This window comes from Streptomyces sp. Ru73, assembly GCF_002920575.1.
Classification (GTDB): Bacteria; Actinomycetota; Actinomycetes; order Streptomycetales; family Streptomycetaceae; genus Streptomyces.
In genome coordinates this window covers 1-20,757 of the sequence record NZ_PQSQ01000122.1, presented here as the reverse complement: position 1 = coordinate 20,757, position 20,757 = coordinate 1, and the positions used below count along the sequence as shown (strand labels likewise).

19 protein-coding genes are annotated in these 20,757 nt (G+C 73.4%); 8 read left to right on the top strand and 11 right to left on the bottom strand.

Going from position 1 to position 20,757, the window contains the following annotated elements:
* From C3486_RS32840 to C3486_RS32815, 6 genes are all read right to left on the bottom strand, one after another.
* The coding region (locus tag C3486_RS32840) for a glycosyltransferase (RefSeq protein WP_146075105.1) at window positions 1-606 on the bottom strand (606 nt) is incomplete at its 3' end.
* Window positions 607-837: 231 nt separating this feature from the next.
* On the bottom strand, window positions 838-1,629 hold the full coding sequence (locus C3486_RS32835) for a hypothetical protein (protein WP_103836517.1): 792 nt from the start codon (window positions 1,627-1,629) through the stop codon (window positions 838-840).
* On the bottom strand, window positions 1,626-3,377 hold the full coding sequence (recN, locus tag C3486_RS32830; RefSeq protein ID WP_103836516.1) for a DNA repair protein RecN: 1,752 nt from the start codon (window positions 3,375-3,377) through the stop codon (window positions 1,626-1,628). The genes C3486_RS32835 and recN overlap by 4 nt, the downstream gene beginning before the upstream one ends.
* A gap of 215 nt (window positions 3,378-3,592) precedes the next feature.
* A complete protein-coding gene (locus C3486_RS32825) occupies window positions 3,593-4,510 on the bottom strand; it encodes an NAD kinase (RefSeq protein WP_103836515.1) in 918 nt (305 codons plus the stop codon).
* A gap of 71 nt (window positions 4,511-4,581) precedes the next feature.
* Window positions 4,582-5,397 carry a TlyA family RNA methyltransferase gene (locus C3486_RS32820; RefSeq protein WP_103836514.1) on the bottom strand — a complete coding sequence of 272 codons (816 nt, stop codon included), beginning with the start codon at window positions 5,395-5,397 and terminating at the stop codon, window positions 4,582-4,584.
* A gap of 7 nt (window positions 5,398-5,404) precedes the next feature.
* Window positions 5,405-5,824, bottom strand: a complete 420-nt coding sequence (locus tag C3486_RS32815) for a hypothetical protein (RefSeq protein ID WP_103836513.1) — start codon at window positions 5,822-5,824, stop codon at window positions 5,405-5,407.
* 73 nt (window positions 5,825-5,897) lie between these two features.
* On the opposite strand from C3486_RS32815, the gene C3486_RS32810 reads away from it, so the two are divergent.
* Window positions 5,898-6,248: a sterol-binding protein gene (locus C3486_RS32810; protein ID WP_103836512.1), complete on the top strand. Its 351-nt coding sequence runs from the start codon at window positions 5,898-5,900 to the stop codon at window positions 6,246-6,248.
* Window positions 6,249-6,269: 21 nt separating this feature from the next.
* Here the strand turns inward: C3486_RS32810 and C3486_RS32805 are convergent, their stop codons facing one another.
* From C3486_RS32805 to C3486_RS32795, 3 genes are read right to left on the bottom strand one after another with little or no spacing between them, the layout of a single operon-like run.
* Window positions 6,270-7,187 (bottom strand): ABC transporter ATP-binding protein, encoded by a 918-nt coding sequence (locus C3486_RS32805; protein ID WP_374936953.1) that lies wholly within the window; start codon window positions 7,185-7,187, stop codon window positions 6,270-6,272.
* Window positions 7,148-8,212: an iron chelate uptake ABC transporter family permease subunit gene (locus C3486_RS32800; protein WP_181138773.1), complete on the bottom strand. Its 1,065-nt coding sequence runs from the start codon at window positions 8,210-8,212 to the stop codon at window positions 7,148-7,150. Before C3486_RS32800 ends, C3486_RS32805 begins: the two co-directional genes overlap by 40 nt.
* A complete protein-coding gene (locus C3486_RS32795; RefSeq protein ID WP_181138772.1) occupies window positions 8,209-9,252 on the bottom strand; it encodes an iron ABC transporter permease in 1,044 nt (347 codons plus the stop codon). The genes C3486_RS32800 and C3486_RS32795 overlap by 4 nt, the downstream gene beginning before the upstream one ends.
* A 65-nt stretch (window positions 9,253-9,317) precedes the next feature.
* Here C3486_RS32795 and C3486_RS32790 point away from each other — a divergent pair, with 65 nt between their 5' ends.
* Entirely contained in the window at window positions 9,318-10,346 is a 1,029-nt protein-coding gene (locus tag C3486_RS32790) for an ABC transporter substrate-binding protein (protein WP_103836509.1), read from the top strand.
* Between the two features lie 64 nt (window positions 10,347-10,410).
* Window positions 10,411-11,283 (top strand): siderophore-interacting protein, encoded by an 873-nt coding sequence (locus C3486_RS32785; RefSeq protein WP_103836508.1) that lies wholly within the window; start codon window positions 10,411-10,413, stop codon window positions 11,281-11,283.
* Window positions 11,284-11,337: 54 nt separating this feature from the next.
* On the opposite strand, the gene C3486_RS32780 is transcribed toward C3486_RS32785, so the two are convergent.
* Window positions 11,338-12,363: an HAD-IIA family hydrolase gene (locus C3486_RS32780; RefSeq protein WP_103836507.1), complete on the bottom strand. Its 1,026-nt coding sequence runs from the start codon at window positions 12,361-12,363 to the stop codon at window positions 11,338-11,340.
* Window positions 12,364-12,472: 109 nt separating this feature from the next.
* Between C3486_RS32780 and C3486_RS32775 the strand changes: the two genes are divergently transcribed.
* The 5 genes from C3486_RS32775 (at window position 12,473) to C3486_RS32755 (ending at window position 19,209) form a co-directional block, all read left to right on the top strand.
* A complete protein-coding gene (locus C3486_RS32775; protein WP_103836506.1) occupies window positions 12,473-13,732 on the top strand; it encodes a DUF1015 family protein in 1,260 nt (419 codons plus the stop codon).
* A 164-nt stretch (window positions 13,733-13,896) separates the two neighbouring features.
* The gene (locus C3486_RS32770; RefSeq protein WP_103836505.1) at window positions 13,897-15,447 is read left to right on the top strand and encodes an aspartate aminotransferase family protein; all 1,551 of its coding nucleotides are present in this window, start codon (window positions 13,897-13,899) and stop codon (window positions 15,445-15,447) included.
* Window positions 15,448-15,467: 20 nt separating this feature from the next.
* The gene (locus tag C3486_RS32765; RefSeq protein ID WP_103836504.1) at window positions 15,468-16,790 is read left to right on the top strand and encodes a lysine N(6)-hydroxylase/L-ornithine N(5)-oxygenase family protein; all 1,323 of its coding nucleotides are present in this window, start codon (window positions 15,468-15,470) and stop codon (window positions 16,788-16,790) included.
* Window positions 16,787-17,380: a GNAT family N-acetyltransferase gene (locus C3486_RS32760; RefSeq protein ID WP_103836503.1), complete on the top strand. Its 594-nt coding sequence runs from the start codon at window positions 16,787-16,789 to the stop codon at window positions 17,378-17,380. The genes C3486_RS32765 and C3486_RS32760 overlap by 4 nt, the downstream gene beginning before the upstream one ends.
* Window positions 17,377-19,209, top strand: a complete 1,833-nt coding sequence (locus tag C3486_RS32755; protein ID WP_103836502.1) for an IucA/IucC family siderophore biosynthesis protein — start codon at window positions 17,377-17,379, stop codon at window positions 19,207-19,209. The genes C3486_RS32760 and C3486_RS32755 overlap by 4 nt, the downstream gene beginning before the upstream one ends.
* A gap of 166 nt (window positions 19,210-19,375) precedes the next feature.
* Here C3486_RS32755 and C3486_RS32750 read toward each other — a convergent pair whose 3' ends face one another.
* The gene (locus tag C3486_RS32750; RefSeq protein WP_374936954.1) at window positions 19,376-20,389 is read right to left on the bottom strand and encodes a hypothetical protein; all 1,014 of its coding nucleotides are present in this window, start codon (window positions 20,387-20,389) and stop codon (window positions 19,376-19,378) included.
* Window positions 20,390-20,757: the final 368 nt, after the last annotated feature.

The following is a 20,757-nucleotide window of genomic DNA, read 5'->3' as shown; positions in this document are numbered from 1 at the left end:
GAGCAGCAGCGGCCGTCCCAGCGCGCCCAGTTCGGCGCGCCGCTTCTCGCGCCGCGCCAGCTCCCGCGCGTACTCCTCCTCGCCGCGCGGGCGCGGCCCGGCCGGCGGGGCCAGGCGCGCGTCGCGGGCGCCGCGTTCACGGGCCCGGCCGACCAGTTCGGCGCAGGAGCAGAGCACCACAGCCGAGGCCCGCGCCACCCGGCGCTCCAGCAGGCGCGTCACCTGGGCCCGCGCGCCCTCGCTGTGCACCTTGGTGTGCCAGGTGACCACGAGGGGGACGCGCCTGCCGCGCAGCGCGAGGGAGGCCCGCAGCCCGGCGTGCAGGCCGTGCGCGTGGACCAGGTCGGCGTCGGCGCAGGCGGTGCGGAGCGCCGTGATGCTCGCGGGGTCCGTACGGGGCGGGATCCGTGCGAAGCCGGCGCCCACGCCCGTGAAGCCGTAGGTGTCCTCGGCCTCGGGCGCGGCGCACACCGTCACCCGCACCCCGCGCGCCACGAGCCCGGCCGAGAGCGCATGCACATGGGCGGCGCTGCCGGCGCTGCCGCGGCCCAGCACCTGGACCGTGCGCAGCTGGGGCGCGGGCGGCGGGACGGGTGTACTGCTCACGAGTGCGGGGGCTCCTGGGTCGGCGGCGAGCGTGGGGGCGGGCGGGAGCGCTGCGCCCAGGATGCCAGCCCGTGCCGTCCGTGCGGCACCGATGACAAGCCGTTGTGCTGCGGCTGCGCGTCCGGGGCCCGCCGGGACCACTCACATGGGGGACAAACCCCGCCCCCTGCGGTCGTTCCGGGCGGGCGCGGAAGGACCGGGACGGCGTGCCACGTACGCAGCGCGCCGCGGCTACCCGACGAGGACGCCGCCCGCCGCCGCGCGGCTGACGCCGTCTCCGGCGACGGCCGCCGCGGTCAGCGCGGCGGCGTGCGCCAGCAGGCCCGCCCGTCCGTTGGCGGCGACGACCGCGAGGCCGAGGGCCGCGCCCAGCGCGTGCGCGCCCGTGTCGCCGAGCATGGTGCGCTCGTGGAGGTCGTCGGCGAGCAGCGCGGCCGCCGCACCCACGGGGGCCGCGGCCGGCACGCCGCCGGGGCCCCGGCGCAGCAGTCCGGGGGCGCCGAGCGCGACGACCACGCCGGCGGCCCGGCCGGGGCGTACGTCCACCAGGTTCACCAGATGGGCCGAGCCCGCGATCACCACGCCGGCCAGTACCTTGTCGGCCGGTCTGTCCTTCAGCAGCGCGCCCGCCGCGAGCCCGGCGGCGCCGATGCCGAAGAGCTTCACCGCGCCGCTGGTGACCTCGCCGTCGCGCAGCGCCGAGAGATGCGCGCGGAAACCGCGCCGGGGGTCGCCCGCACCGGCCACGTCGTCGTACGCGCCGCAGCCGCCCGCCGCCAGGACGGCCAGCGCGCCCGCGGCACGGGCCCGGGCGGGCAGTCCGGGCGAGGCCGCGACGGCGGCCGCAGCGCCCAGCGCCGCTGCCGGGCCGCCGTACAGGTCGACGCCGCGGCCCGCGTAGTTCTTGCGCTGCCAGCGGGCGCCGCCGCCCGGTGGCCGCCGCCGCAACCCGGCGTACGCGGCGCGGGCGGCGCCGGCCGCGGTCAGCAGCACCGCGAGGCGCGCCGCGCCCCCTCGGCTCACCGGCCGTCCCTCGCCGTCGCCAGCAGTTCCTCGGCGTGCGCGCGAGCGGTCTCGGAGTCCTCCTGGCCCGCGAGCATGCGGGAGAGTTCGCGGATGCGGTCCTCGCCCTCCAGGACGGTGACGCCGCTGCGGGTGACCGAGCCGTCGTGGGTCTTCTCGACCAGCAGCTGCCGGTCGGCGAACGCGGCGACCTGCGGGAGGTGGGTGACGACCACGACCTGCGCGGAGCGGGCCAGCCGGGCGAGCCGGCGGCCGACCTCCACCGCCGCCTTGCCGCCGACGCCCGCGTCCACCTCGTCGAAGAGGTAGGTCGGCACGGGGTCGGAGCCCGCGAAGACCACCTCGATGCCGAGCATCACGCGGGAGAGCTCACCGCCGGAGGCGCCCTTGGCGATCGGGCGGGGCTGGGCGCCGGGGTGCGGGGCGAGGAGCAGTTCGACCTCGTCGGCGCCGGCCGGGCCGTACGCCACGTTCCGGCCGTTGACCTCGACGCCGTCCGCGTCCTCGGGCACCTCGGTCTGCCGGATCTCCACGCTGACCCGGGCGTGCGGCATGGCCAGTTCAGCCAGCTCGGTGGTGACGGCGGCGGCGAACCGCTCGGCCGACGCGGTGCGCGCGTCGGTCAGCGCCTGCGCCAGGTCGCCCAGTTCGGCGCGGAGCGCGTCGCGTTCGGCGGTCAGCTCGCCGATCCGGTCGTCGTCGCCCTCCAGCTCGGCGAGGCGCGCCGCGCTCTCCTCGGCCCAGGCGAGCACGGCCGTGATGTCCTCGCCGTACTTGCGGGTGAGTCCGGTCAGCGCGGCCCGGCGCTCCTCGACGGCGGCCAGCCGCAGCGGGTCGGCGTCCAGCCCGTCGGCGTAGCTGGCCAGCTCGCCCGCCACGTCGGCCATCAGGATGCCGATCTCGCCGAGCCGGTCGGTGAGCCCGGCCAGCGCCGGGTCGTGGCTGCGGACCGCCTCCAGCGCCCGGTGCGCCCCGGCGACCAGGGTCGTCGCGTCGACGCCCTCGGGGTCCTCCGGGTCGCCCGCGAGCGCCCCGTGCGCTGCGGAGGCGGCGGAGGCCAGCGCCTCGGCGTGGCCGAGCCGCTCGGCCTCGGCGGCCAGCTCGACGTCCTCGCCGGCCTGCGGCTCGACGGCGGCGATCTCCTCCAGGCCGAAGCGGAGCAGGTCCGCCTCCTGGGCGCGCTCGCGGGCCCGGGTGGTCAGCTCCTCCAGCTCGGTGGCCACGTCGCGGAGTCTGCGGTAGGCGGCGGTGTACTTCTCCAGGGGGACGGAGACGGCGTCGCCCGCGTAGCGGTCCAGGGCCTGGCGCTGCCGGGCGGGCCGCAGCAGGCCCTGCTGGTCGGTCTGGCCGTGCACGGCCACCAGGTCGTCCGCCAACTCCCCCAGCAGTCCGACCGGTACGGACCGTCCCCCGACGTGTGCGCGTGAGCGGCCCTCGGCGGAGACGGTGCGGCTGATGAGCAGCGCGCCGTCGTCCAGCTCGGCGCCGGCCTCCTCGGCGCGGACCGCCGCCGGCGTGTCGGGGCCGACCGTGATCCGGCCCTCCACGACGGCCGATTTGGCGCCGATCCGTACCAGCGCGGGGTCGGCGCGCCCGCCGAGCAGCAGGCCGAGGCTGGTGACGACCATCGTCTTGCCCGCGCCCGTCTCGCCCGTCACCGCCGTGAAACCGGGGGACAGCTCGATGACGGCATCGTCGATGACGCCCAGGGACCGGATCCGCATCTCCTCCAACACGGGTACGACCATACGAGGTCCGGGGGCCGCCCCGCGACGGCCGTCCCCGCGTCATCCCTGCGCACGGCCCCGGAACCGGTACGGAACCGCCGGGAAAGTCCCATCTTGGTACGCGCGCGGCGCCCCGCGAGGGACCGGCATACGGGGCACATGCGTACGACCGCTGCCCCGTATGCGTCCGGGCGGCGGTCGCACCTGCGTCCGCGTCCCCGTACTGCCCGCCGCGCCTAGTGCGGCGCCCCGCGCCAGCCGGCGACCGGGAGGGCGAACTTGGCCACCAGGCGGTCGGTGAAAGAGGCGTGGTGCAGCCGGGCCAGCCGGACCGGGATCGCGCCGCGCCGGACCTCGACGCGGGCGCCCGCGGGCAGCTCCACCGAGCGGCTGCCGTCGCACCACAGGACGCCGTGCGGCGTCTTGGGCTGGACCTCCACCGCCAGCACCGACTCCGGGGAGGTGACGAGCGGCTTGGCGAACAGCGCGTGCGCGCTGATCGGCACCATCAGCAGCGCCTCGACCTCCGGCCAGACCACCGGGCCGCCGGCCGAGAAGGCGTAGGCGGTGGAGCCGGTGGGCGTCGCGCAGACCACGCCGTCGCAGCCGAAGCGGGAGACCGGGCGGCCGTCGACCTCGGTGACGACCTCCAGCATCCGCTCCCGCGCCGCCTTCTCCACCGACGCCTCGTTCAGCGCCCAGTCGGTGTGCACCACCGTGCCGTTGTTGCGGACCAGGACGTCGAGGGTCATCCGCTCCTCGACCTCGTAGGAGCGGGTCACCACCCGGTCCACGACCTTGTCCAGGTCGTCCCGCTCGGCCTCGGCGAGGAAGCCGACCCGGCCGAGGTTGACGCCGAGCATCGGGACGCCGGAGGTACGGGCGAAGTCGGCGCCGCGCAGCAGCGTCCCGTCACCGCCCAGCACGACCAGCAGCTCACAGCCCTCGGCCGCGCCCTGCTCGCTGGCCACCTGCTCGACGGAGTCCGGCAGCGGCAGGTCGGCGGCCTCGGCCGCCAGGACGCGCACCCCGATCCCGCAGCGCAGCAGCCCCTGGACGACCAGTTCGGCGCTGCGCACGGCCGCCGCCCGGCCGGTGTGGGCGAGCAGGAAGACGGTACGGCCCTGATCGGCGAGCGGTACGGGCGCGGGCACGGACTCCGCTCGGGCGCGCGGCGCCTGCGGTTCTTGCGGTTCTTGCGGTGCTTCGGACGTTCCAGAAGTGGTCAACGGGGCCCCTCCGCCACTGCACGGTCGACATCCGCCGGGTCCAGGGCAGGCGCACCGGCGCGCAGCCACAGAAAGTACTCGACGTTGCCGGAAGGTCCGGGCAGGGGGCTCGCGGTGACCCCCAGCACGCCGAGTCCGAGCTCCGCCGCGCGCTCCCCCACCGTACGCACCGCCTCGGCCCGCAGCTCGGCGCTGCGCACCACGCCGCCGCTGCCGAGGCGCTCCTTGCCCACCTCGAACTGCGGCTTGACCATCAGGACCAGGTCGGCGTCCGGCGCGGAGCAGCGGACCAGCGCGGGCAGGACGAGGCCGAGCGGGATGAAGGAGAGGTCGCCCACGACGATGTCGGCGGGCACCCCGTCGATCTGTTCCAGCGTCAGCTCGCGGACGTTCGTGCGGTCCTTGACGGTGACCCGCTCGTCGCTCTGCAGCGACCAGGCCAGCTGCCCGTAGCCGACGTCCACGGCGACGACGTGCCCGGCGCCCGCGCGCAGCAGGACGTCGGTGAAGCCGCCGGTGGAGGCGCCGGCGTCCAGCGCCCGGCGGCCCTCGACCTTCAGGCCCTTGGGTACGAAGGCGGTCAGCGCGCCGGCCAGCTTGTGGCCGCCGCGCGAGACGTAGTCCGGGTCGTTCTCGTCCGCGCGGACGACCAGCGCGGCGCTGGTCTCGACCTGGGTGGCGGGTTTGCTGGCCGGCTGTCCGCCGACCGTCACCCGCCCGGCGGCGATCAGCTGGCTCGCGTGCTCGCGGGAGCGGGCCATCTTGCGGCGCACCAGCTCCGCATCGAGTCGGCGTCGTGCCACACCTGCCACCTGGGGTTCAGCTCCTGAGGTCGTTCCGTGCTGCGGGGCGGGGCCCCGGCTGCTGGTCCAGGGAGGCCAGCGTGTCGCGGAGCCCCCGGTGCACATCCTCGTACACCGGGAGATGGCCGCTGACGGCGAGGTGGTCGACGTCCGCCAGCCGGGCCAGACGCTCGTCCACGTCGGCGTGCCCGGTGGGGGTGACCGGCACGCCCAGCGGCTCCGGTCCCGCGGGCCGCTCGGGGGGCGGGCCGCCGGCGTCGGACGCGTCGGCGCCGGGCTCGCCGGAACCGGCGGGCTCTGCGGGACCGCCCGGCTCGGCGGAACCCACGGGCTCTGCGGGACCGCCCGGCTCGCCGGGGCCGGCGGGCCGCGGGGCTGCCGGGGCGGATTCGGGCTGCGGTTCCGGCCGCTCGGCGCCGGGAGTCGGCTCTTCCATGCCCCCGACGCTACCGTGAACCGGTGCGCCATCGGCGGACGAGCCGGTGCGGTCCGGCGTATCGTCCCTGTCGATGGCTTCCCTCGAAGAGTGCCGCGCCGCCCTCGGCCGGCTGGCGCACAACCTGTCGACGACGGCGGACGGCGCGGTGCGCGGTGCCGCCGCGCTGGACCGCTCGCTCAGCTGCCGCATCACCGACCTGGACGTCACCTTCGTGGGGCGCCTGGTGAACGGCACCCTCAAGGACGTCACCGCCGTGCCGGGCCCGCCACGCGAGAAGGCCCAGATCCGGCTCGCCATGACCGGCGACGACCTGGTCGCGCTGGTCGACGGCGAGCTGCACTTCGCGCGGGCCTGGGGCAGCGGCCGGGTGAAGCTGGAGGCCGGCTTCCGCGACCTGCTGCGGCTGCGCACGCTGCTGTGACCCGGCCGCCGCCCTCGCGGATCAGACCGCCGCTGCCTTCCGGGGCGTGCGCGCCGCCGGGACGATCAGCGGGGTGCCGGTCTCCGGGTCGTCGATGATCTGGCACTTGAGCCGGAAGACCCGCTCCATGAGGTCGGCGGTGACCACGTCGGCCGGGGCGCCCTCGGCGACGACCTCGCCGCCGCGCATGGCGATGAGGTGGCTGGCGTAGCGCGCGGCGTGGTTGAGGTCGTGGAGTACGGCGACGAGCGTGCGGCCCTGTTCCTCGTGCAGCTGGGCGCAGAGGTCCAGCACCTCTATCTGGTGTTGGATGTCCAGGTAGGTGGTGGGCTCGTCCAGGAGCAGCAGCGGGGTCTGCTGGGCGAGCGCCATGGCGATCCAGACGCGCTGCCGCTGGCCGCCGGAGAGTTCGTCGACGTACCGCTCCCCCAGCTCGCCGACGCCGGTGGCGTCCATGGACTCCTGGACGATCCGCTCGTCCTCGTCGGACCACTGGCGCAGCAGTCCCTGGTGCGGGTAGCGGCCGCGGGAGACCAGGTCGGCGACGGTGATGCCGTCGGGGGCCGTGGAGGACTGCGGGAGCAGGCCGAGGGTGCGGGCGACCTTCTTGGCGGGCTGGGAGGAGATGGCGGAGCCGTCCAGCAGGACCGAGCCGGCCTTGGGCTTGAGCATCCGGGACAGGGCGCGCAGCAGGGTGGACTTGCCGCAGGCGTTGGGGCCGACGATGACCGTGAACGAGTTGTCCGGGATCTCGACCGAGAGGTTCTCGGCGATGACCCGCTGGTCGTAGGCGAGGGTGACGTTCTGCGCCGCGAGACGGCTCACTTCGGCTCTCCTGGGGGTGGTACGGCCGGTCGGATGCGGGGTGGTGGCGGTCGGGCCGCCCGGCTGGGGGCCGGTCATACCCGGCCCGCCTTGCGCTCGCCTGCCAGCAGCCACAGCAGGTAGCCGCCGCCGAGGACGCCGGTGACCACGCCGACCGGGAGCTGGTCGGCGCCGAAGATGCGCTGCGAGGCGAGGTCGGCGAGGACCAGCAGCACGGCGCCCATGAGCGCGGCGGGCAGCAGGTTGGGCCCGGTGGCGCGGGTGAGGCGGCGGGCGAGCTGGGGCGCGGTGAGCGCGACGAAGGCGATGGGCCCGGCGGCGGCCGTGGCGGACGCGGTCAGGACGACGGCGGCCAGCAGCGCGATGACGCGGACTCCGCCGGTCCGCACGCCGAGCGCGGCGGCCGAGTCGTCGCCCATCTCCAGCATGGCCAGGGGGCGGCCGCAGAGCAGGATCACGGGGATCAGGATCACGCAGACCGCGGCCAGCGGCCAGACCTGGTCCCAGTCGCGGCCGCTGAGGGAGCCGGTCATCCAGGTGGTGGCGCGGGTGGCCTCGACGATGTTCGCCTTGGTCATCAGGTACAGCACGATGGCGTACAGCATGGCGGCGGCGCCGATGCCGACGAGCACGAAGCGGTAGCCGTGCACGCCGCGCTTCCAGGCGAGCAGGAAGATCGCGATGCCGGTGAGGACGCCGCCGGCCACCGAGCCGCCCGCGATGGCGACGGTGGAGCCCTGGAAGTACACGATCACGACCAGGGCGCCGACGGAGGAGCCCTGCGCGAAGCCGAGCACGTCGGGGCTGCCGAGCGGGTTGCGGGTGACGGTCTGGAAGACCGCGCCCGCCAGCCCGAAGCACGCGCCGACCAGCAGTGCGACCAGCACCCTGGGCAGCCGCAGGTCGTTGACGATCAGTTCCTGGCCCGGATTGCCGCCACCGCCGAGGGTGGTGAGGACGTCGCCGAAGGACATCGGGAAGTCGCCGGTGCCGATGAGCAGGACGCCGGCGGCGAGCGCCACGACGAGCAACAGCACGCCGGTCAGTACGGCCCTGGGGCGGATCCGCACCGACAGCCCGCCGGGGATGCGCAGGGCCTTCACGGCCGGGCGCGGGGAGGTCTTGGTGGGAGTGCTCACAGCTGTGCCATCTTCCGTCGCCGTACGAGATGGATGAAGACCGGGCCGCCGATGACGGCCGTGACGATGCCGACCTGGAGTTCGCCGGGGCGGGCCACGACCCGGCCGAGGATGTCGGCGCCGAGCAGCAGGACCGGCGAGAGGACCGCGGAGTACGGCAGGATCCAGCGCATGTCGGGGCCGGTGATCGCGCGTACGGCGTGCGGCACCATCAGGCCGACGTAGACGATCGGCCCGCAGGCGGCGGTCGCCGCGCCGCAGAGCAGGGTCACGGCGGCCATGGCGGCGACGCGGGTGCGGGTGAGCTTGGCGCCGAGGGCGCGGGCCTGGTCGTCGCCGAGCGCGACGGCGTTCAGCGGCCGGGCGACCAGGAGCGCGAGCAGCGTGCCGGCTGCGATGAAGGGGGCGACCTTCTCGACGGTGGGCGTGGTGGCGGCGGCGAGCGAACCGACCGTCCAGAAGCGCATCTTGTCCAGGGACGCGGTGTTCATGAGGTTGACCGCGTTGAGGTAGCCGGTGAGGACGGCGGTGAGCGCGGTGCCGGCGAGCGCGAGCCGGACGGGCGTGGCGCTGCGGGTGCCGCCGAGGATGTAGACGGCGGCGGAGACGAGCGCGGCGCCGGCGAAGGCGAACCACACGTACGAGGTCAGCGAGGTGACGCCGAAGAAGGTGATGCCGGAGACGACGGCGGCCGAGGCGCCGGCGTTGATGCCGAGGACGCCGGGGTCGGCGAGCGGGTTGCGGGTGAGCGCCTGCATGACGGCGCCGGCGAGGCCGAGGGCCGCGCCGGCGAGCAGACCGAGCAAGGTGCGGGGCAGCCGGACGTCGCGGATGATCACGTCGGTGTCGGTGCCGGAGTACTGGGTGACGCCGTGCCAGACATCGGCCAGGGGTATCTGTTTGGAGCCGACGGCGATACCGAGGACGGCGATCACCGCGAGGAGGCAGAGGGCGGCGAGGAGACCCGCGGAGCGGGTGGCCTGCCGTCGTCGGGGCACCACGGGCGCGGTGGCTGCTTCAGGGGGGCTGTCGACCAACACGCGGTTTAGGTTAGCCTAACCTCGCTGCCCCTCATCAGGCCCACCCCAGAGAGAAGTGCGTCCCTATGAGCATCATCCCCAGACCTTCCCTGTCCCGACGCGGTCTGCTGGCCGCCGGCGGGGCCGTCGGCGTCGGCGCCCTGCTCGCCGCCTGCGGCAGCGAGAAGGCCTCGGGACCGGCCGGCAGCGCGAGCAAGGGCGGCCCCTGGAGCTTCACCGACGACCGCAAGAAGAAGGTCTCGCTGAAGACTGTGCCACAGCGCATCGTCGCCTTCACGGGCACCGCCGCGGCGCTGGTCGACTTCGGCATCGACGACCAGATCGTCGGTGTCTTCGGACCGACCAAGCTCAAGAACGGCAAGGCCGACCCGCAGGCCGGCGACCTGGACATCTCCAAGGTCACCATCATCGGCAACGCCTACGGCCAGTTCAACGTCGAGAAGTACGCCGGGCTCGGCCCCGACCTGCTCGTGACGAACATGTACGAGCCGGGTGCGCTGTGGTTCGTGCCGGACGAGAGCAAGGACAAGATCACCAAGCTCGCCAAGAGCGTGGCGATCACCGCCTCCCGGAAGCCGCTGGACAAGATCATCGAGCGGTACGCCGACCTGGCCGAGTCCCTCGGCGCCGACCTGAAGGCCCAGAAGGTCGCCGACGCCAAGGCCCGCTTCGAGAAGGCCGCCGCCCGGCTGCGCGCCGCAGCGAAGTCGAACCCCGTCAAGGTGCTCGCCTGCTCCGGCAGCCCGGACCTCTTCTACGCGTCCAACCCGGGCATCAACGCCGACCTCATGTACTTCAAGTCCCTCGGCGTGGACATGATCGTCCCCGACAACCTGGACAAGGGCGGCTACTTCGAGTCGCTGAGCTGGGAGAACGCCGACAAGTACAAGGCGGACGTGCTGCTGCTCGACAACCGCACCGCCACCCTCCAGCCCAAGGACCTGGCCGCCAAGCCGGCCTGGGCGAAGCTGCCCGCCGTCAAGGCGGACCAGATCACCCCCTGGTCCAGCGAGCCCCGCTTCTCCTACGCGGGCGCAGCCCCGCTCGTCGAGAACCTCGCCAAGGCCATCGAGGACGCCAAGAAGGTCAGCTGAGGCACCGGGGCCCGGCACCGCCCGCCGGGCCCCCGCCACTCCACCCAGAGGAGGTTTCCCCCGCATGACCACGACCGCCGCTCCGGCGACCGCCCCGTTCCGCTTCTTCGACCTCTCCGTCGTGCGCACCCGCAGGCTCGGCCCCTCGATGGTCCGGATCACCTTCGGCGGCGCGCGCCTCGCGGAGCTGCTGACCGGCGGCCGTGACCAGCGGGTGAAACTCTTCTTCCCCCAGCCGCACCAGACCGTCCCGGTCTTCGACGACCAGGGCGACGGCTGGTACGCCGCCTGGCGCGTGCAGGACCCGGCCGAGCGCAGCATCATGCGGACCTACACGGTGCGCGCGCAGCGCCGGCTGCCGGAGCCCGAGCTGGACGTGGACTTCGCGCTGCACGGCGCGGAAGAGGGCGCCTCCGGACCGGCCGGCCGCTGGGCGGCGACGGCCCGCCCCGGCGACCGGGTCAGCATCCTCGGCCCGGTGGTCGAGGACAACGGCGGCGTGGACTTCCGCCCGCCGCAGGGCACCGACTGGATCCTGCTCAGCGGCGACGAGACGGCCCTGCCGGCGATCGCGGGCATCCTGGAATGGCTCTCGCCCGGCACCAAGGCCAAGGTCTGGATCGAGGTGGGCCACGCGGCGGACCGCCAGGAGCTGCCCACCTTCGCCGACGCCGACATCACCTGGCTGGTGCGCGAGGAGTCGACGGCTGACCGGACGGACCGTGTCGTGGACGCGGTGCGCGCCGCCGAACTGCCCGAGGGCGTCCCGTACGCCTGGATCGCGGGTGAGTCCGGCACCGTCAAGGCGCTCCGCCGGCACCTGGTCAAGGAGCGCGGCTTCGACCGCAGGGCCGTGAAGTTCACCGGCTACTGGCGGCGCGGCGCGAGCGAGGAGCAGCTGCTCGCCGAGCTGACGGCCGCCGCCTCGCAGGACTGACGCGACGCGGGGCCCCGCCGGCCCGAGCGCCGGCGGGGCCCCTTCGCCTGCCCGCTACAGACCGGTGCGGGCCAGCGCCTTCCCGGCGTCGGCGGTGCACCGGCCGTCCCCGGCCGCCGTCCAGGCCGCCGCGCACAGCGCCCGCAGCCCGTCCAGAGGGGAGCCCTCGCCATCGAGTACGAGCACGTCCTCGGCCACCGAGGCGACCCATCCCCCGCACCGGAAGCCGCCGTCGGCAGGCGTCACCGCCGGCTGCGGCCCGAGGACGCCGCGCAGGTCGGCGTCCACGTACGTGGGGCGGTGCTGCGGCGGCGCGGCGAGCAGTTCGGCGGCCGTGGTCACGCCGGTGAGCACCAGCAGCGAGTCGACGCCGCCGTTGAACGCGCCCTCGATGTCGGTGTCCAGCCGGTCGCCGATCACCAGCGGCCGCTTCGCGCCCGTGCGCAGCACGGTCTCGCGGTGCATCGGCGGCTGCGGCTTGCCGGCGACCTGCGGGGTGCCGCCGGTGGCGATGCGTACGACCTCCACCAGCGCGCCGTTGCCCGGCGCGATGCCGCGCTCCTTCGGGATCGTCAGATCGGTGTTGGAAGCGAACCACGGCACGCCGCGGCCGACCGCGTACGCCGCCTCCGCCAGCTGCTCCCAGTTCAGCTTGGGGTCGTACCCCTGCACCACGGCGGCGGGGCCGTCCTCGGCGGAGTCCACTGGCACCAGGCCGCGCTCGCGCAGTGCGACCCTCAGCCCCTCGCCGCCGATCGCCAGCACCTTCGCGCCCGCCGGTACCTGATCGGCGATCAGCCGGGCCACCGCCTGCGCGGAGGTGACGACGTCGCCCGCCTCCGTCGGCAGGCCGTACCCGGAGAGCTGCGCGGCGACGGTGTCGGGGGTGCGCGCCGCGTTGTTCGTCACGTACGCCAGGTGCATCCCGCCGTCCCGTGCGGTGGTCAGCGACTCGACGGCGTGCGGGATGGCCGAGCCGCCCGCGTACACGACGCCGTCCAGGTCCAGCAGCGCCGTGTCGTACGCCTCGCTCAGCGCCCGTGCGCTGCCCTCGGGCCGGGTGCGTACCCGCTCGTCCATGCCGTCCAGCTCCTTAACGATCCATACCGTGCGCAAAAGGCTTTTTCGCGCCTCTTCGCGCCTCTCCCCCGATCATCCCGCACCACCCCGACCGGCATAGCATTTGCCAATGACCAGCACCGACGGCCTGAGCCTGCACACCTTTCGCGGACTGCGCTACGCACCCCACCGGGTGAGCAGTCTCACCGCGGTCACCTCGCCCCCTTACGACGTGGTGGTCCGCCCCGACGGCGTCCGGCACCTGGAGACCGCCGATCCGTACAACATCGTCCGGCTGATCCTGCCGCACGCCATCGACCCGGCGACCCGGCACCGCAAGGCGGCGGACACGCTCGCCCGCTGGCGTGCGGAGGGCGTGCTGACGCCCGATCCGCAGCCGGCGCTGTACGTGTACGAGCAGCGCAAGGGGGACGTGCTGCAGCGCGGCATCATCGGGGCCCTGTCACTGGACGGCCCGGTGCTGCCGCACGAGGACGTGATCCCCGAGGTGGTCGAGGACCGGGCCGCGCTGATGCGGGCCGCTGCCGCAAACTTCGAGCCGCTTTTGCTGTCCTACCGCGGCGAGGGCACGGCGACCGGTGCCACCGCGGTGATCGAGCGTGCCACGGAGCGGCCGCCGCTGCTCGCCACCACGACGGAGGACGGCTTCGCGCACCGGCTGTGGGCGGTGACCGACCCGGCCGAGCTGGCGGAGGTGTCGGCGGACCTCGCGTCCCGGCAGGCGCTGATCGCCGACGGGCATCACCGCTGGGCGACGTACCAGCGGCTCGCCGAGGAGCACGGCGCCGGGGCCGGCTCGCCGTGGTCCAGCGGTCTGGTGCTGCTGGTCGACACCGCGCGCTATCCGCTGCGGGTGCGGGCGATCCACCGGGTGCTGCCGCATCTGCCGCCGGAGCGTGCGGTGGCGGAGCTGAACGGGTCCTTCCGCGTGCGCGAGGTGCCCGGGCCGCTGCCGGCGGCGCTGGCGGCGCTGGACGAAGCGGAAGGCACCGCCTTCCTGCTCGCCTCGGGTACGGACGAGGGCTTCCGGCTGCTGGACCGGCCCGATCCGGAGCTGCTGGCACGGACCGTGCGCACCGACCGTCCGGAGGCGTGGCGGCGGCTGGATGCCACCGTTCTGCACTCCGTTCTGCTGGACGAGGTGTGGCGGATTCCCGACCACCCGGACGGCATCCGCTACATCCACGACACGGAAGCGGCGCTCGGGCAGGCGGCCAAGCACGGCGGCACGGCGGTGCTGATGCGCGCGGTGGACGAGGAAACGGTCCGTCAGCTGGCCGCGCAGGGCGTGACGATGCCGCGCAAGTCCACCTCGTTCGGGCCGAAGCCGGCGACCGGGCTGGTGCTCCGCACGCTCGACGACGCCTGAGACGCCGGGCCGTACGGCCCCTGCACCCTGCACGCGGACCTCCCTGAGTACCCCCTGCCCACTCGGCAACGCGGTTAGGTTAGGCTAACCTCACCAGTCGACGGGACGGGGGGCTTCCCCACCCGTCCAGCGCGGGCCATGCCCGTACCAGGGAGGACACGTTCATGACTTTCCTCGTGCCCACAGCCGAGGACCCGTCGCAGGCACCTGCTTCCGCCCTCACCGGCAGCAAGAGCCACCTGCTCAACGACACCACGGTCCAGTACTACCGCGACGCGGTGCGGGACGGCGTCGACCGGGTGGCCGCCAAACTCGCCGCCACGGACCGTCCCTTCACCGGTATGACCGCCGACCGGCTCGCCCCCGCGGTGCGCGACATCGACCTCGAGGCACCGCTCGGCGACGCGGCCGCGGCCCTGGACGAGCTGGAGGACATATACCTCCGCGACGCCGTCTACTTCCACCACCCGCGCTACCTCGCCCACCTCAACTGCCCGGTGGTCATCCCCGCCGTGGTCGGCGAGGCCGTGCTCTCCGCCGTCAACTCCTCCCTGGACACCTGGGACCAGAGCGCCGGCGGCACCCTCATCGAGCAGCGCCTCATCGAGTGGACCGCGGGCCGCATCGGCTTCGGCGACGGCGCCGACGGCGTCTTCACCAGCGGCGGCACCCAGTCCAACCTCCAGGCCATGCTGCTCGCCCGGGACGAGGCCCGCCGCATCGCCCGCGAGGAGCACCCGCAGCTGGACGACACCGACATCCGCACCCGGCTGCGCATCCTCACCTCCCAGGTCAGCCACTTCAGCATCGAGAAGGCCGCCACCCTCCTCGGCCTCACCCCCGACGCGGTCATCGCGATCCCCGTCGACGAGGAGAAGCGGCTGCGCACCGACGCGCTGGAGAAGGAGCTGACCCGGTGCGCCGAGGAGGGCCTCATCCCGATGGCCGTCGTCGCCACCGCCGGCACCACCGACTTCGGCTCCATCGACCCGCTCCCCGAGATCGCCGCGCTCTGCGCCCGCGAAGGCGTCTGGATGCACGTCGACGCCGCGTACGGCTGCGGGCTGCTGGTCTCCAAGCGCCGCGCCTACCTCGACGGCATCGAGAACGCCGACTCGGTCACCGTGGACTACCACAAGTCCTTCTTCCAGCCGGTCAGCTCCAGCGCCGTCATCGTCCGCGACCGCACCACCCTGCGGCACGTCACGTACCACGCCGACTACCTCAACCCGGAGCGGATGGCCAAGAAGCGCATCCCCAACCAGGTCGACAAGTCGCTCCAGACCACCCGCCGCTTCGACGCGCTCAAGCTCTGGATGACGCTGCGCATCATGGGCGCCGACCAGCTCGGCGCGCTCTTCGACGACGTCGTGGACCGCGCCGCCGACGGCTGGAAACTCCTCGACACCGACGACCGCTTCGAGGTCGTCACCCGGCCCCGGCTGTCCACCCTGGTCTTCCGCTACGTCCCCGAGGGCGAAACCGACCCCGAGACCGTCGACCGCCTCAACCTCTACGCCCGCGAGGCGCTCGCCGCCTCCGGCGAGGCCGTCATCGCCTCGACCGTCGTCGACGGCCGCCACTACCTCAAGTTCACCCTGCTCAACCCCGAGACCACCCTTGGCGACATCGCCACGGTCCTCGACCTGATCGCCGAGCACGCCGGCTCCCGCCTCGCCCGCGAGGCCACCCCGGAACTCACCAGCGCTCACTGACCGTCCCCACCGGAGACCCCGTGCCTTCCCACACCCCGCACGCCACGACCGAACACGACTTCATAGCCATCGGCCTCGGGCCGTTCAACCTCGGGCTGGCCTGCCTGACCGAGCCCCTCGCCGAACTCGACGGCCTCTTCCTGGAGTCCAAGCCCGACTTCGAGTGGCACTCGGGGATGTTCCTCGACGGCGCCCACCTCCAGACGCCGTTCATGGCCGACCTGGTCACCCTGGCCGACCCCACCAGCGAGTACTCCTTCCTGAACTACCTGAAGGAGTCCGGCCGGCTGTACTCGTTCTACATCCGCGAGAACTTCTACCCGCTCCGCGAGGAGTACAACGAGTACTGCCGCTGGGCCGCCGCCAAGCTGAGCAGCGTCCGCTTCGGCCACCGGGTCGACTCCGTCGAGTACGACGAGGAGGCCGAGGTCTACCTCGTCCACGGCACCGACCTGGCCACCGGCGAGCGGCGCACCCACCGCGGCCGCCGCCTCGTGCTCGGCACCGGCACCCCGCCGTACGTCCCCGAGGCCTGCCAGGACCTCGGCGGCGACCTGATCCACAACTCGCGCTACCTGCCGCACAAGGAAGCGCTCCAGGCCAAGGACTCGATCACCCTGGTCGGCAGCGGCCAGAGCGCAGCGGAGATCTACTACGACCTGCTCTCCGAGATCGACGTCCACGGCTACAAGCTCAACTGGGTCACCCGCTCCCCGCGCTTCTTCCCGCTGGAGTACACCAAGCTCACGCTGGAGATGACCTCCCCCGAGTACGTGGACTACTTCCACTCGCTCCCCGAGGCCACCCGCTACCGCCTGGAGTCGCAGCAGAAGGGTCTCTTCAAGGGCATCGACTCGGAGCTCATCGACGCGATCTTCGACCTGCTCTACCAGAAGAACCTCAAGGGCCCGGTCCAGACCCGGCTCTTCACCAACACCGCGCTCAACGACGCGTCCTACGACGAGGCCACCGGCACGTACACGCTCGGCCTGCGCCACGAGGAGCAGGAGAAGGACTTCACCCTGGAGACCCAGGGCCTGATCCTCGCCACCGGCTACCGCTACGCCATCCCCGACTTCCTCGCCCCGGTCAAGGACCGCATCCGGCTGGACGGCCACGGCCGCTTCGACGTCGCACGCAACTACAGCATCGACCACAGCGGCCAGGGCGTCTTCCTGCAGAACGCCGGCGTGCACACGCACAGCATCACCTCGCCCGACCTGGGCATGGGTCCCTACCGCAACGCGTACATCATCGCCGAGATGCTCGGCCGCCAGCCCTACGCGGTCGAGAAGACCATCGCGTTCCAGGAATTCGGAGCACCGGAAGGCATCGTCCGATGAGCGACCAGAACAGCGCCACCACCGACATCCTCTACACCCGCACCGACCCCGCACTCGGCGAGTTCGCCGTCCGGCGGCTCGACCCCCAGCAGGACGCCGAGCTGCTGCACGGCTGGGTCACGCACCCCAAAGCCACCTTCTGGATGATGCAGGAGGCCTCCCTCGCCGACGTCGAGCGGGAGTACAAGGCCATCGACGCGAACGAGCACCACGACGCGTACATCGGCCTGCACAACGGCCGCCCCGCCTTCCTCATGGAGCGCTACGACCCGGCACACGTCGAACTGGTCGGCCTCTACGAGCCGCAGGCCGGCGACGTCGGCATGCACTTCCTGACCGCGCCCAGCGACACCCCCCTGCACGGCTTCACCAAAGCCGTCATCACCACCGTCATGGCGATGCTCTTCGACGACCCGGCGACCGCCCGCGTCGTCGTCGAGCCCGATGTGAACAACAAGGCCGTCCACGCCCTCAACGAAGCCGTCGGCTTCGAGATCGTCCGGCAGATCGCCAAGCCGGAGAAGGACGCCTACCTCAGCACCTGCACCCGCGAGCAGTACCTTGCGGCGATAGGAGTGACCACCCGATGAACGCCGCCACCGACCCCCGCGACGCCGTCGCCCACCTCACCCCCGAGCTCTGGGACCGGGCCGGCCGCCTCCTCATCCGCAAGGCCCTCGCGGAGTTCACCCACGAACGCCTCCTCACCCCCCGCCCGCTGCTCGACGGCCGCTACTCCGTCCGCAGCGACGACGGCACCGTGGAGTACCGCTTCGACGCGCAGGTCCTCACCCTCGACCACTGGCAGATCGACGCCGACTCGATCACCCGCCACCGCGAGGACACCGACCTGCCCCTCGACGCCGTCGAGTTCTTCATCGAACTGCGCGGCGCCCTCGGCCTCAGCGACGAGATCCTCCCGGTCTACCTGGAGGAGATCAGCTCCACCCTCGCCGGCACCGCGTACAAGCTCACCAAGGACCACGTCCCCGCCGACGTGCTCGCCAAGTCCGGCTTCCAGGACATCGAGACCGGCATGACCGAGGGCCACCCCTGCTTCGTGGCCAACAACGGCCGCCTCGGCTTCGGCATCCACGAGTACCGCCAGTACGCCCCCGAGGCCGCGGCCCCGGTACGCCTCTTCTGGCTCGCGGCCCGCCGCGACCGCGCCACCTTCACCTCCGGCGCCGGCCTGGACTACGACTCCCTCATGCGCGCCGAACTGGGCGAGGCGACACTCGCCCGCTTCGCGGAGACCATGTCGGCCCAGGGCCTGGACCTCGCCGACTACTTCCTCCTGCCGGTCCACCCCTGGCAGTGGTGGAACAAGCTCTCCGTCACCTTCGCCGCCGAGGTCGCCCAGCAGCGCCTGGTCTGCCTCGGCGAGAGCGACGACGAGTACCTCGCGCAGCAGTCCATCCGGACCTTCTTCAACCACAGCAACCCCGAGCGGCACTACGTCAAGACGGCCCTCTCGGTCCTCAACATGGGCTTCATGCGCGGCCTCTCCGCCGCGTACATGGAGGCCACCCCCGCCATCAACGACTGGCTGGCCGGCCTCATCGAGAGCGACCCGGTGCTCAGCGGCACCGGCCTGACGATCATCCGCGAGCGTGCCGCCATCGGCTACCACCACCGCCAGTACGAGGAGGCCACCACCAAGGGCTCCCCGTACCGCAAGATGCTCGCCGCGCTCTGGCGCGAGAGCCCGGTGCCGTCCCTGGCCCCCGGCCAGCGCCTCGCCACCATGGCCTCGCTGCTGCACACCGACCGCGACGGCGCCTCCTTCGCCGGCGCCCTCATCCGCGAGTCCGGCCTGAGCGCGGTGGACTGGCTCCGGAAGTACCTCCGGGCCTACTTCACGCCCCTCCTGCACAGCTTCTACGCCTACGACCTGGTGTTCATGCCGCACGGCGAGAACGTCATCCTGGTCATCGAGAACGGCACCGTGCAGCGCGCGATCTACAAGGACATCGCCGAGGAGATCGCGGTCATGGACCCGGACGCGGTCCTCCCGCCGGCCGTCGAGCGCATCCGCGCCGACGTGCCCGAGGACAAGAAGCTGCTGTCGATCTTCACCGACGTCTTCGACTGCTTCTTCCGCTTCCTCAACGGCATCCTGGTCGCCGAGGGCCTGATGGACGAGGACACCTTCTGGCGCACCGTCGCCGAGTGCGTCACCGAGTACCAGGCGGCCACGCCCGAGCTCGCGGACAAGTTCGCCCAGTACGACATGTTCGCCGAGGAGTTCGCGCTCTCCTGCCTGAACCGTCTCCAGCTGCGCAACAACAAGGAGATGGTCAACCTCCAGGACCCGGCGGGCGCCCTCCAGCTCATCGGCAACCTGAAGAACCCGATCGCCCGCTTCGCCCCGGGCACGGCCCCGGGCGGGGCCGCGGAGACCACCGCGGTGGCGTGACACCGCGGTACCGGCCGGCCGTCCGCTGACAGCGGCCGGCCGGACCCGCCGCCCGCCCCGACGGTCCGGGGCGGGCGGCACGGAACACGAAGAGGGCGGGAACCCGGTGGGTTCCCGCCCTCTTCTTCACTGCTCCGCCGCGGCGCCGGAAGGTCGGCGCCGGTACTTACTTGTCGGCGTCGCGGTCGGTGCCGGCGTCCGGGGTGCCGGGCTCGCCGGCGGCGCCGCCCGCGTCGGAGAACGTGGGCACGGCGGGGGCGGCGGGCTTGGCCTCGGCGTCCTGGCCGACGGCCTTCTCCTCGGCCTTCTCCTCGGCGTCGGGCTGGTCCTCGTCCGTGACCTCGGCGTCGTCCTCGACCTTGGTCTCGGCCACGGTCTCGGTGCGGTCCTGGAGGTCGTCCCGCTGGCCGGCGTCGGCCGCGGACTCAGCCTCAGCCTCGGTCTCGGCCTCGGCCTCGACCGCGTCCTCGCCCTGGTCCTCGTCGTCCTCGTCCGCCAGCGCGTCGGTGAACTCCACGCCGTCCAGCTCGGCGAGCCGGTCCGAGGCGTCCGTCGTACCGCCCTGGTCGGCCTCCAGCGCCTTGGCGAACCACTCGCGTGCCTCGCCCTCGCGGCCGACCTCCAGCAGCGCGTCGGCGTACGCGTAACGCAGCCGCGCGGTCCACGGGTGCACCGCGTTGGACGCCAGCTCGGAGCTCTGCAGCGTCACCACGGCGGCCTCGGTCTGGCCCATGTCGCGCCGGGCACCCGCCGCGACCAGCCGCATCTCGACCTGCCCGGCCTTGTCCAGCCGCTGCACCTCGGGCTCGCCGGCCATGGCGAGGGCCTTCTCCGGGCGGCCCATGCCACGCTCGCAGTCGGCCATCACCGGCCACAGTTCGACGCTGCCCGTCATGCGGCGCGCGGCGCGGAACTCGGCCAGCGCCTCGCTGTACTTGCCGACCGCGTACGCGGCGAAGCCGGCCGCCTCGCGGACGGCGGCGACGCGGGACGCGAGCCGCAGGGCCACACGGGAGTAGCCGTACGCCTTCTCCGGGTCCTCGTCCAGCAGCTTCGCCACCATGACGAGGTTCCGGGCGACGTCCTCGGCGAGCGTCTTCGGCAGGCTCAGCAGCTCCTGCCGCACGTCCTTGTCGATCTCGTCACCGGTGACGTCGTCGGGAATCGGCAGCCGCTTGATCGGCTCACGGTCCCGCCGGTCATCGCGGCGGTCGTCCCGGCGGTCATCGCGCCGGAACCCGCCGCGGTCGCCGCCCCGGTCATCACGCCGGAACCCGCCCCGGTCGTCCCGGCCCCGGCCGCCGCCCTGCCCGTACGGCCTACGGCCGCCACGGTCGTCCCGGCGGTCGTCACGCCGGTCGTCGCGGCGGAACCCGCCGCGGTCGCCGTCCCGGCGGTCGTCCCGGCGGTCGTCGCGGCGGAAGCCACCGCGGTCGTTGCCGCGGTCGTCGTCGCGGCGGGGGCCGCGGGGCCGGTCGTCCCGGCGGAAGTCGCCCCGGTCGTCGTCCCGACGCGGCGCGTGCGGCCGGTCGTCACGCCGGAAGTCAC